Here is a 16,727-nt window from a genome sequence, read left to right on the forward strand (position 1 = left end):
CACGAAAGCCACATCAAATATTTTCGTGCGGTGTCAAATACAGCCACTGCATGATCACCGGACGTCCTTCAGCAAAGGCCAGTTCCTTGGTTTCAAAGTCTAGAGAATCCACAGCACTGCATTGGTAAGTGCGTGCTTTTTGCAAGTCATCAATGCTGTGCACCACATGCACCCGGTGGGTCTTAGAAAACAAACCACTAATTCTACTGCAGAGCCCAGCCTCGATAAAGTCATGAGTTTCGATCAGAAGGTCGGACATGCTATATGCAGCAACCGTATCCCCTGTAAACAAACTGCCTTCAAAACCTTCACAATCACAAATCACCAGAGCACGATGTCCTCTGACGGTAGCAGCTAATTGCTCGGCATTCACTCCCCCGCCCACCTCCACACGGCCATTGACACCGTTCAAGCTTGCATTGTCTCTGCATAAACGCTGCGCACGAGGATCAATATCGAATGCATAAACCTGGCTCGTGGGAAATCTTCGGGCCAGTCCGACTGCATAGTAGCCCTCAGCACATCCTACATCTGCAATGATATCGTAGCTGCGTTTAAAAACAGATTCAAAAACTTCATCTAGCTCGGTTTCATAGGTGCCTAAAAGCTTGGGAAAAATGGCGCTGCAGGCTGCCTCGATGGACGCGTAACGCATTCCAGCAAACTTACCCTGCAAAACCTCAGGGTAAGTTTGCAAACGCTTCAACAGCTGTTGAATCTGCACAGCAGTTCTACGGCGCTGGAGTCCGCGCACAAAACGAATCAAGCTGGCTTCGATCGGCCGCCAAATCCAGTCCACCGCTAGCGAGCGATCCAGTGGAACAAGAACTCTATCAATAATGGGATGCATGCGGAAAGAAGCTGGTCTTTGCTATTCACATGTTTGACGAAAATCTTGCCAAAATTTTTTGTGCAAGAGTTGGATGCCGGTCGTACTGGTGCACAATCCTGACAAGTCTGCCATTCGCAGCAAAAACACATCCTTCATCATTGATCGTAAATTCACTGAGATCACTTGTTCCAAGCGTGGCAATTTCTTCCTGACCGTTGGAAACCATATTTGCATGCTCGATTCGCCCCGTCCGCAGCAACCCAATGTGAACTCCCTGATCAAGGTAAGGAGTATGGATCATGCGAGGGAGCCTCTCCATAAATTCCGCGCAAACTTTCTCCAGATAAGCAGCTACCGAAGCCGTATCACCCAAGGTGACTCCGGAGCAGATAACCTTCTGATTAAGCACACTTTCCATCGGAAAGCTGGAGTCATCACCGTATAGCAAACGGAGCCATCCCACATTACCTGCCTGTTCTTTGACAAGAACACTCTCAAGTCCAGTGGTCACTCCATCGGAGAGCGAGTCAAAGGGATCCCTCTGAAAAACCACGTCACGACTATCTGATAGCATAACATGATCATAGTAAGTATCCGAATGCAGCAAAAACTGTCGGGCTAGAAAATAGCGCGAACATGTGATATTGAGCAAGTAGGCTGCTTTATGCTCAATCAAAGGCCGTCTCTCGGGCCTCTTCCGCCATGCTTCACGCAGTTGCGCGGCCACGATTCGAGCAAAAGGACGAAAGGTGTTTGCAAGACGTCTGAATACACGGTACCGCTGTTTGGGTATCGGCACCCAAATGCGCGCGCCAGCCAATAACTTTTCCAGTCGCGCTTGATCCCCCTGGGTGCCATGATTGGCTATGAGAACAACATCTGATTTGGTAGCCGTGGAAGCAATACTCCGGAGAAACGTTTCGGGAAGCTCTATGCTTTTTCCCGCGTAATTTGCTGATAGAATGAGCGAACGGGACATATCATTAAAAATAAGAGGTGGGTGAAATCCGATCTCGGATTGCTCTCCAGTGCTTGAAAACTCTTTCTTGTGTCAGGTGGCTCTGCACATGTGCGAGATCATTCTCGATACGCTGGTTTCTCATCTTCAGACTCTCGACCAATTGAAATGCTTGCCTGAGCTTCGGAAGACTCACGTCAGAAACACAAACCCCTAAATTATGTGTTCTAAAATACCGAATCATCGCCGCATTTTCGGGACCGATTGCGATTGTCACGGTCCCGCTGCCGAGACACTCTGCCATCTTGGTGGCAATATTGAAGTTCGTATAGCTTGATGTGGCAGAAGTGAAGCCGATTGGCAGCAGAACCGCATCATACTTGCTCATAGTAGCCTGCACGTCTTCTGCGGGCAGCGGCGGAAGTTTACGCACATGCGAATGTTGCAAATTTGACGGCAGTGAATGATGACTATAAATGTCCAAGCTATAGCCAAGTTCTGGCAGAAATGGGATCAGCCTAGACAACGCATCACCTGGCCAAATACTCAGAGAACCACAATAAGCAAGTTTACGGTTTGGCACAAAGTCTAAAGGCACACGAATCTCATTTTTGGGTGATGGTGCAAACAAAACCTCAAAATCGACGCCAAATAGACGTTTATAGTGCTCTCCCATCTGTTGACTGATGGTTAAAACCATCTCCGCGTTCCGAAGGTGGGTCCTTAGCAATACTTCAACCCTTGGAGAATAACTCCATTTGCTGCGCTCATCTCCCTGCACCCAGTTGTCATCCATGATCCAGGTCACATAACTCAAAGAGCGCAAGCTCTTTAGTTTTTCCATCGTGCGGATGGCAAGCGTCGTCTGAGGCGAAGTCAGAAAAAGCGGTTTGGGACCATCCGAAGGGAGCCAATCATGAATACGCCTGGCACACTGGCGGGCATGCCAGTTTTCGGCCCAGGTCTGTCGAAAGCACCATTCGCTTAAGCGGCAGCCAAGGATACCTCTGCAAAAATTAGAGCGGAAAAAAGGCATCCATTTGACGCTACGCTCGCGAAGATGGGGCGCTACATCATGAAAATCTGACAAGCAAAACATACCGTCAAAATTATCCATATTACGCCCGAATGTACGGCATAGGGTAACACCTCCGCCATGCTGCTCGGAAACTGCCATTTCAGCCAGAAACCAGGTCGATTCTGCTTTTCCTGCCTTCTTCATCAGTTTCTCTGTTTGATCTCGACCGGTCTCAGCACAAGACGCTCATCTGTCACCAGACAACATATCTCTTCGTTGCCAGCAATCCTCCCGTCAAAATGCAAAGCCTCGTAATGCCAACTCTCAAACATGGAGACAAGCAACTCCAATGTGTCCTGCTCCTGCCGAATTCTTCCAGGATGAATCTCTAAAAAAATCGTTGGGCGTGTAGAAAGAATGACGGGCTCCAATCCTCTCAAGACCTTAACTTCGTGTCCCTCAACATCAATTTTGATCACGTCTGGCAAAAAGGACAAACTATCGCACAACTCATCTCCGCGTCGGCTTGTTACACTAATGGCTCCCGAAGTTCCTCTTTCATCCCCGCCGGCCGCCACAGCATGCTCCCATTCATAATGCATCCGCACTACTCCATTCTGAGAGGAAAGCGCACACTCGACAGGTGTCACCTTCCCTGCCGCATTATGATGGACGTTGTATAGCAGCCTGGCGAAGGCAATCGGCGATGCATCGACCGCCACAGCCCGACGATCCGGCTCAGCTCCAATAAAAGCGAGCGAAAACACTCCATGCAGAGCCCCCACATCTAACAAGCGCCGTTTACCGGCAGTCAATCTAAGGAAAGAATCCATCTCCTCGACCATGGGTGGGTAGAGGTAACAAAATGCAAGAAAGGGCTCGATTGATTCCGGGTGAAGTCGAAACTGCAAGCCCTGCCGCAGAACAAGTTCGGAATCATCACAATCTCGATTTAAGAGATCATGCGCCTTCCTAAGAGGCTCCACCTTAGGATCGAGCGGCAATTGCCCGCGAAAACTAGTATAGATTTTTTTTCCAAACGAATGCACGAAAGGTGGAAGAATTTGCTTCAGCAAGAGACGCATAAATTTTTTTAGAAATTGGATTATCCGCAATGCGTTTATACCCTCAATGCAAAACCATCACAATAGCGGTCACGATTTGATGTTTGCGAGACGATAAAACCTGCATTTTGTAGGTTTCGACTGTGCTTAACCCAACTCGCATCGCCATCATGCGTTTCAAAAAATATAGCAGCCTTCTGCGGCAGGAGAGGCAAGATTTCTGGTAGCAGCACTTCTTCCCCACCTTCTATGTCCATTTTTAAAATCAATAGCTTAGGGCGCAGCTCTGACAACAGCCGACATAAGTTAACAACTTTAACCTTGTCTACATTTAAAGGCGAGTTTGAGTTTGTTTGAATACCCCCAGAACAACTACACCCAGCGTGAAATTGAGCCTCTCCATCAAAATTTGAAACAGCTGCTGGTACAATATTGACATCAAGTTTATTATCTTCAACTTGGGAATGAAGATAATGAAGGTTGGCAACATTAGGCTCAAACACCATTGCTGAAACGCTAGGAAACCGCTGCCGAGCAAGCAAGGAGAATAGCCCTATATGACCACCGCAATCCACAATCAAATCGGGCACGAATGGAACCCCATCCAAGTCATAAATTTTATCAACAAATATTTCTTTAAATATGATAATATGAGATATGTCTGTTGGATCGAGACATACACTCAATCCTTTAATATTTCTCGGCCAAACTCGCAGTTGCCTAAGCGATTCCGGCAATGGACCAATCCGACGCAGTATTCGCTGAACTGTCCACAGCGATGTAATTCCCAAAACTACAAACGTCAGCTTATGGAGTAGCGTTTCACCCAAGCGGGTGAACAGCATTATTTGTGAAACGAAAGTTTTTAATGTTGAACTCATACTCTAGCGCGACTTAGTTTTTAGATTAAAACCGTAAACCCCGGCAATCGCCTGAATAGCGAGAGACACAACAGATATAATCAGGCCAAGCCAGACGATTGACGAAGTCAGGCTCAAATCCATGAGCGAAATACAAACAACCTGCGTCAGCAGCATTGTAGGAATATAAACAAAGGGAGACCACCAAAAGAGCCAAGCACGTGCAGCATGCATAACAAACAATACTCCTCCCAACATGTTGATGCACCCAATGATTAGAGTAAGAAAAGCTTCATTTTGAAGACCTGAATAATTCGGGCCAAGAAACCAAAGAAACAAGCCGGGAAAAAAGATGCCGCAGCTGATAATTGCAATCGAAAAAATGCAAGCAATTGCTGCTATCTGAAGGTAACGTCTTAACAACAAAAACCGCGGCAACCTAGCCACATAAGGCTGAACAAAAACATTTGAAAAAGCACCTGCTAGAACAAAAAGCTGTCCAAGACGTCCCAGCGCACTAACTTCAGCTATATTTTGTGTAGAGCCAAAAATAGAAACAACCCCCATCTGAATCTGTGCCTGAAGTGCAGTAAAAACTACACCCGGCATCAAAGGGGCCAAATAATGTAACATATGAGCATTTTTTTCAGGCTCACTTTTTTTGAGCACCTCTGCATAATTCACAGAAGAAACTTTATAGGCTAAACCTATCACACCGAGCGTAAGTGCGGCAATAAGCGAGGCAACCCAAGCGTTCAGCCAACCAACACTCCAGAAACATGTACATGCTATAATTCGAAACAAGGCAGCCGCAACCTGCGGCTTGTAATAGGCTAACAAATCCCGACATGCAAGCAAGGGAGCTCCGTACATATTCCACCCTTGAAACATTACTCCAAGGATGATTGTAAAAAAAAGTAAGGTCTTGTTTAGGACACCCCATGCTTGCCCCCAAGTAACGGCTGGATAAGCCACAGCAGCCAGCAGGAGAACGACGATCTGAATTTTAGAACGCCAATACCGAGCTGAACGCAAATAGCCTCCTAGCACATACCTGTCGTGCACTCGCTCGCCGGCCAGAGAGACAATAGAACCGGAAAATCCAAGATCAGACAATTGAGTCACCACACTCTGAAACGCGAACGCCATGCTAAACATGGCAAACTCTTTTATATCAAGCCATCGCAGCAAAAAAAAGCCCGTAAGGAGATTTAAAAACTGCACGGCTGGCTGCCCAACCGCAAAAGAAAACAGTGGTTTTTTCCAGTGCTTTAGGCGAGCGGACAGCGAATTTAAAGACACCTTAATGACCTCCGAAAGCACGCCTTTATTTATCGCGAAGCAATTCCACTCTGACTCAATGAGTTCTCAGACAGCCGCCTATAATCCCCACGGCTGAAATACTTCTCGAGCCACACGTAAGCAACAATGAAAAAATATCGGCTTCCCATCTCACGGATTTTTAACTTGGCGACACCGGTGTGACGGTTTCTCCAGGTGATGGGTGCTACTGTCCATGTGTAGCCGCGCACGATCGCCTTTAGAGGAAGTTCGACGGTTAGATTAAAATGCGGTGAGAGAAGCGGCCGACAGCCATCAATCACTGTTTTGTGGTACGCTTTGAAGGCATTGGTCGTGTCGTTGAGCTTGATGTTGAAGACCAGGCGGATCAGCAGGTTAGCCAGGCGGTTGAGTCGAAGCTTGAGCCAGGGGTAGTCGATGACGCCGCCACCTTTGATGAAGCGACTTCCAAAAACGCAGTCCCATCCGTCATTCAGGAGCTTCCAATAGCGCACGACATCGCGCACATCGTCAGATTCATCCGCCATCATGATGACCACCGCATCCCCCGATATGGCATCCAATCCTTGGGCCACTGCGCAGCCAAACCCGCAGCGTCCTTGGTTCTGAATGGGACGGAGTTCAGGCACTGATGCCTGAAGATCCTGTAGCAGATTCCAAGTCGAATCTGTGCTGCCGTCATCCACGACAAGAATCTCATGCGGAACAGCATGCAGGGTTAATTCCAGATTGAGATGCTTGACTGTAGAGACAATACAGCCTGCTTCATCCTTGGCTGGCATCACTACTGAGAGCTTTTTGAGCGCAGGTTTACTCATCCCTACGATTAGTCTGAAACGGCCAGCCAAAGTGACTGCACAGCAGCTTTTGCATTTGGATGCAAGGCGCGCGTGTGGCAAAGAACACTCCTCAGATGACGCGCATGCAACCCACAGCCACTCAATTGACTCCGGACAACCTGCGTGTGCACGTCATTCACTACACACGTCTCAAGGAGCGGCGAATGCACATGGAACAGGCACTGCGGGATCATGGGCTTGATCGTTTTCCTGTCGCGTGGGTGACGGTGCATGACCGCGAGGACGTTTTGGCGAACGGCGCCTACGATCGCGGTGACTGGGGAGACCCGCAGTCGATTGCGGCAGGCTCGATCTCGCTGATCTTGAAGCACTTGGCGGTTTATCGAGAGGTCGCTGCAGAGCCGGATGCCTGGCACCTGATCCTGGAAGATGATGTGCTGATTCGCCCCGGCTTTGTTTCTGCTTTGGAAGCCTGCCTCACAGAGCTTCCCGCCAGGTGGGATCTGTTTTACGTGGGCCTGGGCTGCTCCCTGCACGTGCCGTGGTGGCTGCGGCGTACAGGCAGGAGGACGTACTGGCGCGGCTGGAAGCCAGGCCTGCTGTGGGGTGGCGGTGGCTGCTCCCGCTGCACCGAGGCCTACCTGATCCATCCGAACTGTGCTGAGCGTGTGCTGGCCAGCCATTTTGCGAAGCCGCCATTTGATCGACCGATCGACTGGCTTCTGAATGCGGCTGGCGCTGCATTGCAAATTCACTCCTACTGGGCAGAGCCTCCGCTGGTCACACAGGGGGCGTTTGAAAGCTGGATGAAAGACCCTCATCTGAATCCTGCTGCAAAAAATCACGCTTAGTTCGATCGGACAGCCTCGGCCATCACTCGCTCATAGGCCTCTACACAAGAGCCTAGGTCATACCTGCGTGCCGCCATCTTTGCCCTGGCTGAAAGCTGGGCTCGCAGATCATGCTGGGTGATCAGGGCAGTCATGGCCTCTGCCAGGCTGGACACCCCTGCCCTGCCATCGGGTTCCTGCTCCACGAGGATACCCGCAGGTCCTTGTGGCGTAGAGAGCATCTCTGGGATGCCACCCACGGGCGTCGCGATCACGGGCACCCCATGCGAGAGGTATTCGATGATCGAATTCGGAAGACTCTCTCCTGGCAGATAAGTCGGCAGCAGCCCAATGTCGAAATCTGCGATCCATTTTTCCGGCTCATCTTGATGCCCGGTGATCTCGATCCAGCGGCGATCTTCTTCCGAGAGACTCATGGCGATCTCATCCACACAGGGGCCCGCCCCGACAAAGACGAGCCGAAACGGTGCCTTTACCCGCTCCCGCACCACTCGGGCCGCAGCCAGCGCCTCTTTCCAGCCTTTCCACACCACCCCTCGGGCCACCATCCCAAGAGTGATGACCGCTGGCTGTGCGGAACGTTCGCGAGCTGGCACCTGTCGTTCATGGCCATAGGGGATCACACTGCGTTTCAGCTTGTCATTCCAGGGAAAGCGTCGGCTGAACTCCAGATTGGCGCTGGATGGGCAGACCAAGGTGTTCAGCCGACCGAAAATGGAACGTGCCTGCGGCATGTCTTTGGCTTCGAGAAAGGCGTAGTGCCCGTGATCAGACTCGATGATGGGCACACTATCCTCCGCAAAGGTTTCGCAGCAGAAGCGGGTGGCGTAAAACAGGTGTGTATTCACCACATCAAAGGGCCAGCGTCTTCTCAGCCTGCGCAGCACGAAGGCATGCACGCGTGCTTCGATGTCGATGCTCGGAAAGCGGGCCATGATCATCTGCCTGAGCTTGAAAAAAACCTTGTAGCCAAAGTCATTGAAAAGCGGAATCGACTTCACTGGAATCCCTGCCAGCCTCTTCATCATCCCGGCATCCATTCCTTGTCGGCACGGAATGTAGCAGTGGAGCTCGTGCCGAGGCGCCAGCGCGCACGCCAGAGTGGTGAAAAACTTTTCCGCTCCGCCGGCTGGCAGGCAGTGTATGGCCATTAGAATACGCACTCAAAATCGGCCTCATGTTTCCGCGGTTTCAAAAGCAAAACAGAGTTACAAAAGAAACGGCAGGCAGCGTTGCAGCACCAGATCCACGTTCAGCCCTTTCATGCACTGCACATCCTGCGGGCAGCCGGTTCGCCAGTGCAGCGGGCCGGATGCGTGGTGATGGCAGCCGATGCATGGCAGAGAGGCATCGCTGAGCGCCCTGCCCACGCGATCTGGCGGCATGAAGCAGGCTGGATCGGTCGGGCCAAACAATCCTACAGCAGGCACTTGCAGAGCATTGGCCAGATGGAGCAGACCAGAATCCACGCCGATGAAAAGTCTCGCCTGAGCGAGCAGAGCGGCTGTTTCCTCCAAACTCAGCCTGTTGATCCAATCCTGAGCCCCGGAAATGCGTGGTGCACACACCGTAGGATCTCCGGAATGGCTGTCCACCCCGGTTTGGATGACGGTCACCCCGTATTCGCTTTGCAGGCGTACACACAGCTCTTGCCAGTGACTCACGGGCCATTGTTTCACCGCCCACGTGGGCCCGCTGTGCACCACTACTAGAGGCCGGTCGCCAAGACACGCCTTCTGCAACAGTCTGCGCACGCGCGCCTGTGCCTTGGGAGATACGCACATGCGCGGATATTCCAGCGACTGTCCAGCGCAGCCGAGAATTCGCGCAAACTCCTCCATGAGATGAATGCGCCCACGCGGCAGAGGTGGCACCATTTCGTCCGGCAACAAGGCATGGCAGTCGAACAATGGGCGCGCGAGCCTGCGCAGCCATGCGATGCCCCGTGTGTCCGATGCCAGCACCACATCGGCCACTTTTGCCTGTCGCACGAAGTCCACAAACACCTGCGATGTCAGCACCATGATTCGTGCTCCCGGCTGCTGCCTGCGCAGAGCTCCCAAAGCCGGAAAAAGGCATAGCAGATCTCCCAGCCCGCCGTTGCGCTCTACTATGATGAGGCGGCCTCGCAGCACCTGGGGATGCAAAAACTTGAGCCATGCAGGAAATGCTTTGATCCATGTCTTCACACAATGATCCGGCCCGGCAGCTCCGAGAGCCTTTGCTGTGGGCAGCCAAGCAAGTTGAGCTGATGAGGAAACATGAACCGGTTTTCCTCCGTGATTCGCATGAACTGCATCTGATTCCAGTCCACATCACCTGCATGAGCAGGCGGCGGGCTGCCATAGTGGTGCGGCACGAGGGTGCCTCCGTGTTTCACACAGGCTGCAGGCATCAGCACCTCATAGCCATGATCTTTCATCCAGCGAATCGGCCTCAGCGTTTCGTCGGGAGAATCATGGTGGAGGAAATTTTCCACGATCAACCAAGGGCGCTGTTCACGAATCGTCTTTTCAGCACCTTGCAACACCGGCAGTTCCATGCCCTCGACATCAATCTTGATCACCTCCACCTCCGCGATGGCTTCGTCATCCAGCGTTGTCACCTGCACCAGCGCCCCATCAATGTTAGAGCTCAGCCGGGCCAGCCCGCTCAGACCATCGCTTTCCACCATGCTAAGTCGTCCGGCAGCAGCCCCCAGCCCGAGATTTCTTGCCACCACACGCTGATCTAGCCCCGCCTGCGCGATGCACTGACGCAGGTCGGCATAGGTGGTGGGACTGGGTTCATAGCAGAACGTCTTGCCCGCAAAAGCCGGCAGAGCCGAGGCAAAGAGGGCAAAATACCCCCAGTTGCTGCCCGCATCCACAAAGGCACCTGCCCCTTTCAGCAAGGCAAAGAGCAGTACACAGGTCTCCAGTTCGTAGCCTGCCTGATACTGCAGATCATACAAAGCGTGAAACTGCGAGTTGCGTCCGTTGAACTCGACCACTCGGTCCCGGCCATACCTGAAGGCCCCCACGTGCGGAACAAAGCTCCATGAGGCGATGCGGCGCGCATGTCGGCGCAGCAGCGGCACTCGCCGCAGCAGACGCTCCAGCCGGACATTGAGCGGCAGGCTGATCATCGAAAAAGGATTCACGCAGGCAGCACCTCCAGCAGTTCTGTCTCGGGGATCGTGCTGGCACGGATGCTGTCAGCCCAGACCTCAGCAGAGGTTTCATTGGCCATGACATCAAACATCAGCGCATGCTCCACCAGATCTTCATCTCCGCGTTCAGATTTGATCCCAAAATTCACCGAATAACGCCCTGGAGCCAGGCGCAGGTGCGGCACTGAGAAACGCCCTCCCCTGCTCTGATCTGGCAGCGCCACTCTGGAAGAAGCCACCTCATGTCCACCAGCGCTAAAAATAGCCCAGCAGAGATGTATCTGAGACGCCTCGCCTCGGCGTGAGATGTACACACGGAAGATCAGCCGCTGCGCAAAGGGCACGCCTGCGCCATTGGCCTCCAGCTCCACTTCATCAATGACCGCCTGCCCACGTAGAAAAGCAGCCCGCTGCATTGTGCGGCAGTCTGCACTCGTCCGTCCGCTGGCAAACGCCCGGTGGTACTCGCGCGAGACCGCCTCCATTGTACCCTCCGCCACCACGCGCCCCTGATGCAGCAGAATTCCTCGCTGGCACAGGCGCAGCAGCGCCTCCATCTGGTGGCTGACAAAGAGCACCGTCGTATGCTGCCGTTTGGAGAGCTCGCTCATGCGTCCCAGGCATTTCTGCTGAAACACCGCATCTCCCACGGCCAGCACTTCATCCACGATCAGCACGTCCGGCTGCACATGCGCCGCGATGGCAAAGGCCAGCCGCACATACATGCCGCTGCTGTAGCGTTTGACCGGAGTATCTAGAAACTTGTCCACCTCAGCAAAAGCCACGATCTCATCAAACTTGGATCGTATCTCGCTGCGCTGCATCCCTAGCAGCGCTCCGTTGAGGTAGATGTTCTCACGCCCGGTCAGTTCCGGATGAAAACCCGTCCCCACCTCCAGCAGCGATGCCACACGCCCACGGAGCACCAGACGCCCGGTCGTAGGCTCCGTAATGCGGCTGAGAATCTTCAGCAGCGTGCTTTTACCCGCGCCATTGCGTCCCACGATGCCCACTGAATCCCCCTGCTTCACTTCGAAGGAAACATCCTGCAGCGCCCAGAAATCTTCGGCTTCACTCCTGCTTCCGCTCAAGGCTTTGACAGGATTGCGCACCCATTGCAGCAGCGACTCGCTGAGCCGTTGGTAGCCCTGCTGTGGCGAAGTCCCCAGTTGGTACCTTTTTCCCAGCCCTGAGACGGAGATGGCACTCGCCGAGCAGCCACCTGATGACCCTTCTGATTTCATGCCTGAAGAGACAAGTAGAGCTCCATCGTTCGCGCAGCCACACGCTCCCAGGAAAGCGACTCCGCATGCTGTCGCGCTGCCGCAGACATCCGGCGGACATTAGCTGGATTGGCCAGATGAGACTCCAGCGCATGCGCCAGCGCGGGAAAGTCGCCGGGTTCCGTCAGCACCGCACATTCATGGGTCAGATATTCGGGCACACCACCCACTCGCTGGGCGATCACTGGCACGCCGCAGGCAAGAGCCTCCAGAATCACATTGTTGGCCGTAGCCTGGGTCGTCAGGTGCAGAAGACAGTCCGCGTTGCGATAGCAGTTCAGCAGTTCCTCATCTGGCACCCTTGTGCGATACGTGACATTGAGCATGCCTGCAAAGGCGGCTCTCTCATGCTCCGGCCCAATGATGACAAAGCGGATATCCGGGCTCTGCCCAAAGTGGGCCGCCACCTCCCTCAGCAGCGGAAAATTGCGCCCGGTCGCACCCACAGCCAGCACATGACGCACACCGCCCCCCCCTGCACTCGCTACAGGAGGAGAAAAGAAGGCCGTATCCACTCCATGCGGTATCACGTGCAGGCGTTTCTCGGAAACTCCCTGCTGCAAAAACCAGTCTTGCTGAGTGCTGCTCATGAGAATAATGGCGTCAAAGACACGCAGTCCCTGCGGGCGGCGGACAATCTCCCGCAATTGATCGGGCGGGTGATGAAAGGTGCCCACAAGGCTGACCCCCGCCCGTTTTGGTTCTCTATCCAGGAAGGCAAAATCGCGGTCGCACCAGAGATAGTGAATGATTCCCTGAAAACCCTGGCGCAGTTCCGCACGCAATCTGCGATCCACCGCCATACTCCCCCCCATGCACCAGCGGGAGAAGCACAGACGGCGCATGAGCCGCGTACGCCATCTCGCCACCAAACCGGAGGGATCCCGACGGGGTTCCACCATTTTTTCTGCAGGCAGGTAGTCTGCGATGACATGGTATCCGGAACGTTGAGCCAGAACATCATCCTGAGTCCAGGCACAGAGCAGCCTTGGAGGAGACATCGGGGGTGGATTCAAATGATATCAGCGATGGTTCGTTCCACGCGCCGGAAGCAGCCGACACCGGCCACCAGCAGCACCAGTCCAAGCACTGAGGAGACCAGAAAGCTCTGCCAATGAAGCGGCACCGTTCCGCAGATGGCCCAGCGGAAGCCATCGATGACACACACGACAGGGTTGAGGGCATTCAGCATCCGCCCCCAATTCCCCAGCTTATCCTGCACCAGGCTGGTGCTATAGAAAACCGGGGTGACATAAAGCCCGAACTGCACGGCAAACGGCACGATGTAGCGGAAGTCGCGGTATTTCACATTCAGTGCGGTGAAAAGCAGCCCCGGCCCCATGGCGCTCAGCAGTCCCAGTAGAACAAAAGCTGGCAGCAGCAGCAGCCGCCACGTGGGCATCATTCCATGCCAGGCCATCAGGCCAGCCAGAATGACGAGAGAGATGGCAAAATCCACCAAGGCCACAAGCATGGTGCTCAGCGGCAGAATCAGACGCGGAAAGTAAATTTTAGAAATCAGGCTGGAACTGGCCACCAGGCTGTTGGCAGACTCGCTCATGGCGCTGCTGAAAAAGTACCACGGCAGCATGCCAGCACAGACCATGACCGCATAAGGCACTCCATCTGAAGGCAGTCCTGCCAGTCCGCCAAAAATACCAGCTCCCACCAGGATCGTGAGCAGCGGGCGGATCAGTGCCCACGCCACGCCTATGGCGGTCTGCTTGTAACGCACCAGCAGATCACGCCATGCCAGGAAAGCCAGCAGTTCACGGAAACGCCAGAGATCGCGCCAGTAATTTGCCCTCGCTTGTCCAGCTTCGATGACCAGTTCTTCCATTAGAAAGTCGTCGTCGTTGTTGTCACGGCATGCAGCCAGTCTTGATTCTGCAGATACCAGGACACAGTTTCACGCAGTCCTGTTTCCAAGGTGTGCGCAGGGGTCCACCCGAGTTCGAACTGAATTTTGCCCGCATTGATCGCATAGCGGCGGTCGTGCCCCGGACGGTCGGGCACAAAGCTGATGAGGCTGCGTGAATTCCCTCCTGCGGCCGGCTGGATTTCATCAATAAGATCACAGATCACCTGCACCAGATGCAGGTTCGCACGCTCGTTGCTTCCGCCGATGTTGTACGTCTCGCCAGCGGCTCCGGTCGTGAGCACACACCACAGCGCCTGGCAGTGGTCTCCCACATACAGCCAGTCGCGCACGTGCATGCCATCGCCATACACAGGCACATTCTGGCGGCCCAGGACGCTCTGAATGACCACTGGGATGAGCTTTTCAGGAAACTGATTCGGGCCGTAGTTGTTGGAGCAGCGCGTCGTCACCACCGGAAGGCCGTAGGTGTGGTGGTAGCTGCGCACCAGCATGTCGGCCCCTGCCTTGCTGGCCGAGTAGGGGGAATTCGGCGCACACGGTGTGCTTTCCGTAAAGGCTGGGTCATGAGCCCCCAAGGAGCCATAGACCTCATCCGTGCTGACATGTACAAACCGCGCTGTAGCATGAGGTGCGTCAGACCATGCGCCACGGCAGGCTTCCAGCAGGTTAAAGGTGCCGGTGATGTTCGTTGAGATGAAATCCGCAGGTGCTGCGATGCTGCGGTCCACATGCGACTCCGCCGCCAGATGCACCACATGCGTGATTTCATGCTGTCGGACGACACGGCAGACTTCCTCTTTGTTGCGCAAGTCCACCTGCTCAAAAGCATAACGCGGATGGATTCCGTGAATGCCATCGAGATTGGCGAGATGTCCCGCATAGGTAAGGCAGTCCAGATTGACCAGCCTGCAGATCTCAGACCTGTCGATGACATGACGGATAAAATTGGAGCCGATGAACCCCGCACCGCCTGTGACGAGAAGATTCATGCACTTTTCAGGCCAACGCGGCGCACCTCGGCGGCCACTTCGGAAAGGTAATCTCGGTACTCACAACGCGGCATGCCTCCGAGCAGCACTTCAAACTGATCCAAGGAAAGAAATCCCCGGTAGAGCGCCGCCTCCTCCGGACATCCAAGCTTCATGCCCTGGCGTTTTTCAATGGTTTGCACATAGGCGGAGGCCTCGTGCAGGCTGCTGCTGGTGCCTGCATCCAACCAGGCAGTGCCACGGCTCAGGCGCTGCACACGCAGTGTACCACGGCGCAGATACTCCTTGTTTACATCAGTGATTTCGAGTTCGCCTCGGGCTGAAGGACGCAGGGTGCGGGCGATCCGCACGGCGTCATTGTCATAGAGATAGACACCTGGCACGGCGTAGTTGCTGCGCGGCTGGGCAGGCTTTTCCTCCAGTGACACCGCACATCCCTGGGCATCAAACTCCACCACACCATAGCGTTCGGGGTCATTGACGTGGTAGGCAAAGATCGTCGCGCCTGAACGAAACTCCTCAAAGGCACGTGGCAGTGCGTCGCCGCCAAAGAAGATGTTGTCTCCCAGGATCAGTGTCACGGAATGGTCGCCAATAAACGAAGCCGCAATCAAAAGCGCCTGGGCGATGCCTTCTGGCTGCGGCTGCTCGCGGTATTCGATTTCGACGCCCCACTGCCTGCCGTCTCCCAGCAGTTGCCTAAACCGCGGCAGGTCCTGCGGGGTGGTGATGAGGCAGATCTCCCTGATGCCCGAAGCGATGAGCACCGTGAGCGGGTAATAGACCATCGGCTTGTCATACACCGGCTGTAGTTGCTTGGAGGCCACCTGCGTGAGCGGATAAAGGCGCGAGCCCGCGCCGCCTGCGAGAATGACGCCTTTCATCCCCGTTCTTTTTGGAAGTCTGCACTCTCACCAGAAACAGCTCTCATATCCGCTGCTTCCAAAGATTTCACCACCTGCGCCGGATTTCCTCGAACTAGCACATGTGCAGGAATCGAACTCATGACAACACTTCCTGCACTGACCACACTGCCAGCTCCCACCTCAACCCCTGGACCAATGAACGACTGGGCAGCTACCCAGCAGCCAGCACCTAGAGCGATGCTGCGGACCACCAGATCGAAAGTCTTTTTTTGATGATCATGCGATCCCGTGCACAGAAAAGCGCGCTGAGACACACACACATTCGCCCCAATCTTCACCGGTGCCAGACTAAGGATCATGACTTCCTCCCCAAGCCACACGTGATCTCCTACGGTCAGCCTCCAGGGAAATGAGACATTCACATTCGCCCGAATGACAACCCCTCTGCCCACACTGGCACCAAAGATGCGCAGCAGTGCAACACGCAGCGCTGAAGGCCAGGGCACGGAGGTCTGGAAAAAGAACCACTTGGCGGCCAGCCATGCTGCTTCTTTCCATCGGGGTGCCCCACGGTCAAAGTCTGAGGCTGAAAAGGCGGAGAGATCCCTCATGGCACTTGGCGCTTCACGATCAAAATTCCAGCCAAGCTGCCGCCATTGGTCGCCTGCCTGGCGGCCAGATGCTCTGCCGGGGTTGGAGCGGCATTTTCCAGAAAAAGGAGTGTGACTGTACCATGCTGATTCACAGCGCAAAGAATAAACTTCCAACGCATGTTAACAGTTTGACACGAATCACTGCTGGAATGTGACACTCTTCACCGGCAATGTCAGCATATCATCTTGGCTGCGACGCTCATTTTTTGGGTGAAGCA

General features: G+C 54.1%; 17 protein-coding genes. 1 reads left to right on the forward strand and 16 read right to left on the reverse strand.

Translation table 11 applies throughout. The features are described 5' to 3' along the window. Window positions 1–13: 13 nt before the first annotated feature. Genes HNQ65_RS02635 through HNQ65_RS02665 form a run of 7 tightly spaced genes read right to left on the reverse strand, consistent with a single transcriptional unit; the run spans window position 14 to window position 6,852 of the window. Window positions 14–850 (reverse strand): methyltransferase domain-containing protein, encoded by an 837-nt coding sequence (locus tag HNQ65_RS02635; RefSeq protein WP_184337918.1) that lies wholly within the window; start codon window positions 848–850, stop codon window positions 14–16. Window positions 851–875: 25 nt separating this feature from the next. Continuing rightward, complete coding sequence (locus tag HNQ65_RS02640) at window positions 876–1,811, reverse strand: hypothetical protein (protein WP_184337919.1); 936 nt, start codon at window positions 1,809–1,811, stop codon at window positions 876–878. 4 nt (window positions 1,812–1,815) lie between these two features. Next, on the reverse strand, window positions 1,816–3,012 hold the full coding sequence (locus HNQ65_RS02645) for a glycosyltransferase family protein (RefSeq protein WP_184337920.1): 1,197 nt from the start codon (window positions 3,010–3,012) through the stop codon (window positions 1,816–1,818). After that, on the reverse strand, window positions 3,012–3,893 hold the full coding sequence (locus HNQ65_RS02650; protein WP_184337921.1) for an FkbM family methyltransferase: 882 nt from the start codon (window positions 3,891–3,893) through the stop codon (window positions 3,012–3,014). The genes HNQ65_RS02645 and HNQ65_RS02650 overlap by 1 nt, the downstream gene beginning before the upstream one ends. A gap of 35 nt (window positions 3,894–3,928) precedes the next feature. Further along, window positions 3,929–4,717, reverse strand: a complete 789-nt coding sequence (locus HNQ65_RS02655) for an FkbM family methyltransferase (protein ID WP_184337922.1) — start codon at window positions 4,715–4,717, stop codon at window positions 3,929–3,931. 39 nt (window positions 4,718–4,756) lie between these two features. Further along, on the reverse strand, window positions 4,757–6,055 hold the full coding sequence (locus HNQ65_RS02660; protein ID WP_184337923.1) for a polysaccharide biosynthesis protein: 1,299 nt from the start codon (window positions 6,053–6,055) through the stop codon (window positions 4,757–4,759). Window positions 6,056–6,063: 8 nt separating this feature from the next. Then, window positions 6,064–6,852: a glycosyltransferase family 2 protein gene (locus HNQ65_RS02665; protein WP_184337924.1), complete on the reverse strand. Its 789-nt coding sequence runs from the start codon at window positions 6,850–6,852 to the stop codon at window positions 6,064–6,066. Window positions 6,853–6,956: 104 nt separating this feature from the next. On the opposite strand from HNQ65_RS02665, the gene HNQ65_RS02670 reads away from it, so the two are divergent. Further along, window positions 6,957–7,685: a glycosyltransferase family 25 protein gene (locus HNQ65_RS02670; RefSeq protein WP_184337925.1), complete on the forward strand. Its 729-nt coding sequence runs from the start codon at window positions 6,957–6,959 to the stop codon at window positions 7,683–7,685. Here the strand turns inward: HNQ65_RS02670 and HNQ65_RS02675 are convergent. The 9 genes from HNQ65_RS02675 to HNQ65_RS02715 are packed head-to-tail and all read right to left on the reverse strand — an operon-like array spanning window position 7,682 to window position 16,623. Further along, window positions 7,682–8,836 carry a glycosyltransferase family 4 protein gene (locus HNQ65_RS02675; protein WP_184337926.1) on the reverse strand — a complete coding sequence of 385 codons (1,155 nt, stop codon included), beginning with the start codon at window positions 8,834–8,836 and terminating at the stop codon, window positions 7,682–7,684. The genes HNQ65_RS02670 and HNQ65_RS02675 overlap by 4 nt on opposite strands. Before the next feature lie 57 nt (window positions 8,837–8,893). After that, a complete protein-coding gene (locus HNQ65_RS26940; RefSeq protein WP_221306018.1) occupies window positions 8,894–9,874 on the reverse strand; it encodes a glycosyltransferase family 9 protein in 981 nt (326 codons plus the stop codon). Continuing rightward, complete coding sequence (locus HNQ65_RS02685; RefSeq protein ID WP_221306019.1) at window positions 9,871–10,812, reverse strand: FkbM family methyltransferase; 942 nt, start codon at window positions 10,810–10,812, stop codon at window positions 9,871–9,873. The genes HNQ65_RS26940 and HNQ65_RS02685 overlap by 4 nt, the downstream gene beginning before the upstream one ends. Window positions 10,813–10,823: 11 nt before the next feature. Further along, a complete protein-coding gene (locus HNQ65_RS02690) occupies window positions 10,824–12,080 on the reverse strand; it encodes an ABC transporter ATP-binding protein (RefSeq protein ID WP_184337929.1) in 1,257 nt (418 codons plus the stop codon). Next, entirely contained in the window at window positions 12,077–13,120 is a 1,044-nt protein-coding gene (locus HNQ65_RS02695) for a glycosyltransferase family 4 protein (RefSeq protein ID WP_343076543.1), read from the reverse strand. Before HNQ65_RS02695 ends, HNQ65_RS02690 begins: the two co-directional genes overlap by 4 nt. A gap of 11 nt (window positions 13,121–13,131) precedes the next feature. Continuing rightward, a complete protein-coding gene (locus HNQ65_RS02700) occupies window positions 13,132–13,959 on the reverse strand; it encodes an ABC transporter permease (RefSeq protein ID WP_184337931.1) in 828 nt (275 codons plus the stop codon). Beyond that, window positions 13,959–14,990 (reverse strand): dTDP-glucose 4,6-dehydratase, encoded by a 1,032-nt coding sequence (gene rfbB, locus HNQ65_RS02705; RefSeq protein WP_184337932.1) that lies wholly within the window; start codon window positions 14,988–14,990, stop codon window positions 13,959–13,961. Before rfbB ends, HNQ65_RS02700 begins: the two co-directional genes overlap by 1 nt. Continuing rightward, on the reverse strand, window positions 14,987–15,874 hold the full coding sequence (gene rfbA / locus HNQ65_RS02710) for a glucose-1-phosphate thymidylyltransferase RfbA (protein ID WP_184337933.1): 888 nt from the start codon (window positions 15,872–15,874) through the stop codon (window positions 14,987–14,989). The genes rfbB and rfbA overlap by 4 nt, the downstream gene beginning before the upstream one ends. Continuing rightward, entirely contained in the window at window positions 15,871–16,623 is a 753-nt protein-coding gene (locus HNQ65_RS02715; RefSeq protein WP_221306020.1) for a WcaF family extracellular polysaccharide biosynthesis acetyltransferase, read from the reverse strand. Before HNQ65_RS02715 ends, rfbA begins: the two co-directional genes overlap by 4 nt. Window positions 16,624–16,727 lie beyond the last annotated feature (104 nt).

It is taken from the genome of Prosthecobacter vanneervenii (assembly GCF_014203095.1).
GTDB lineage: Bacteria > Verrucomicrobiota > Verrucomicrobiia > Verrucomicrobiales > Verrucomicrobiaceae > Prosthecobacter > Prosthecobacter vanneervenii.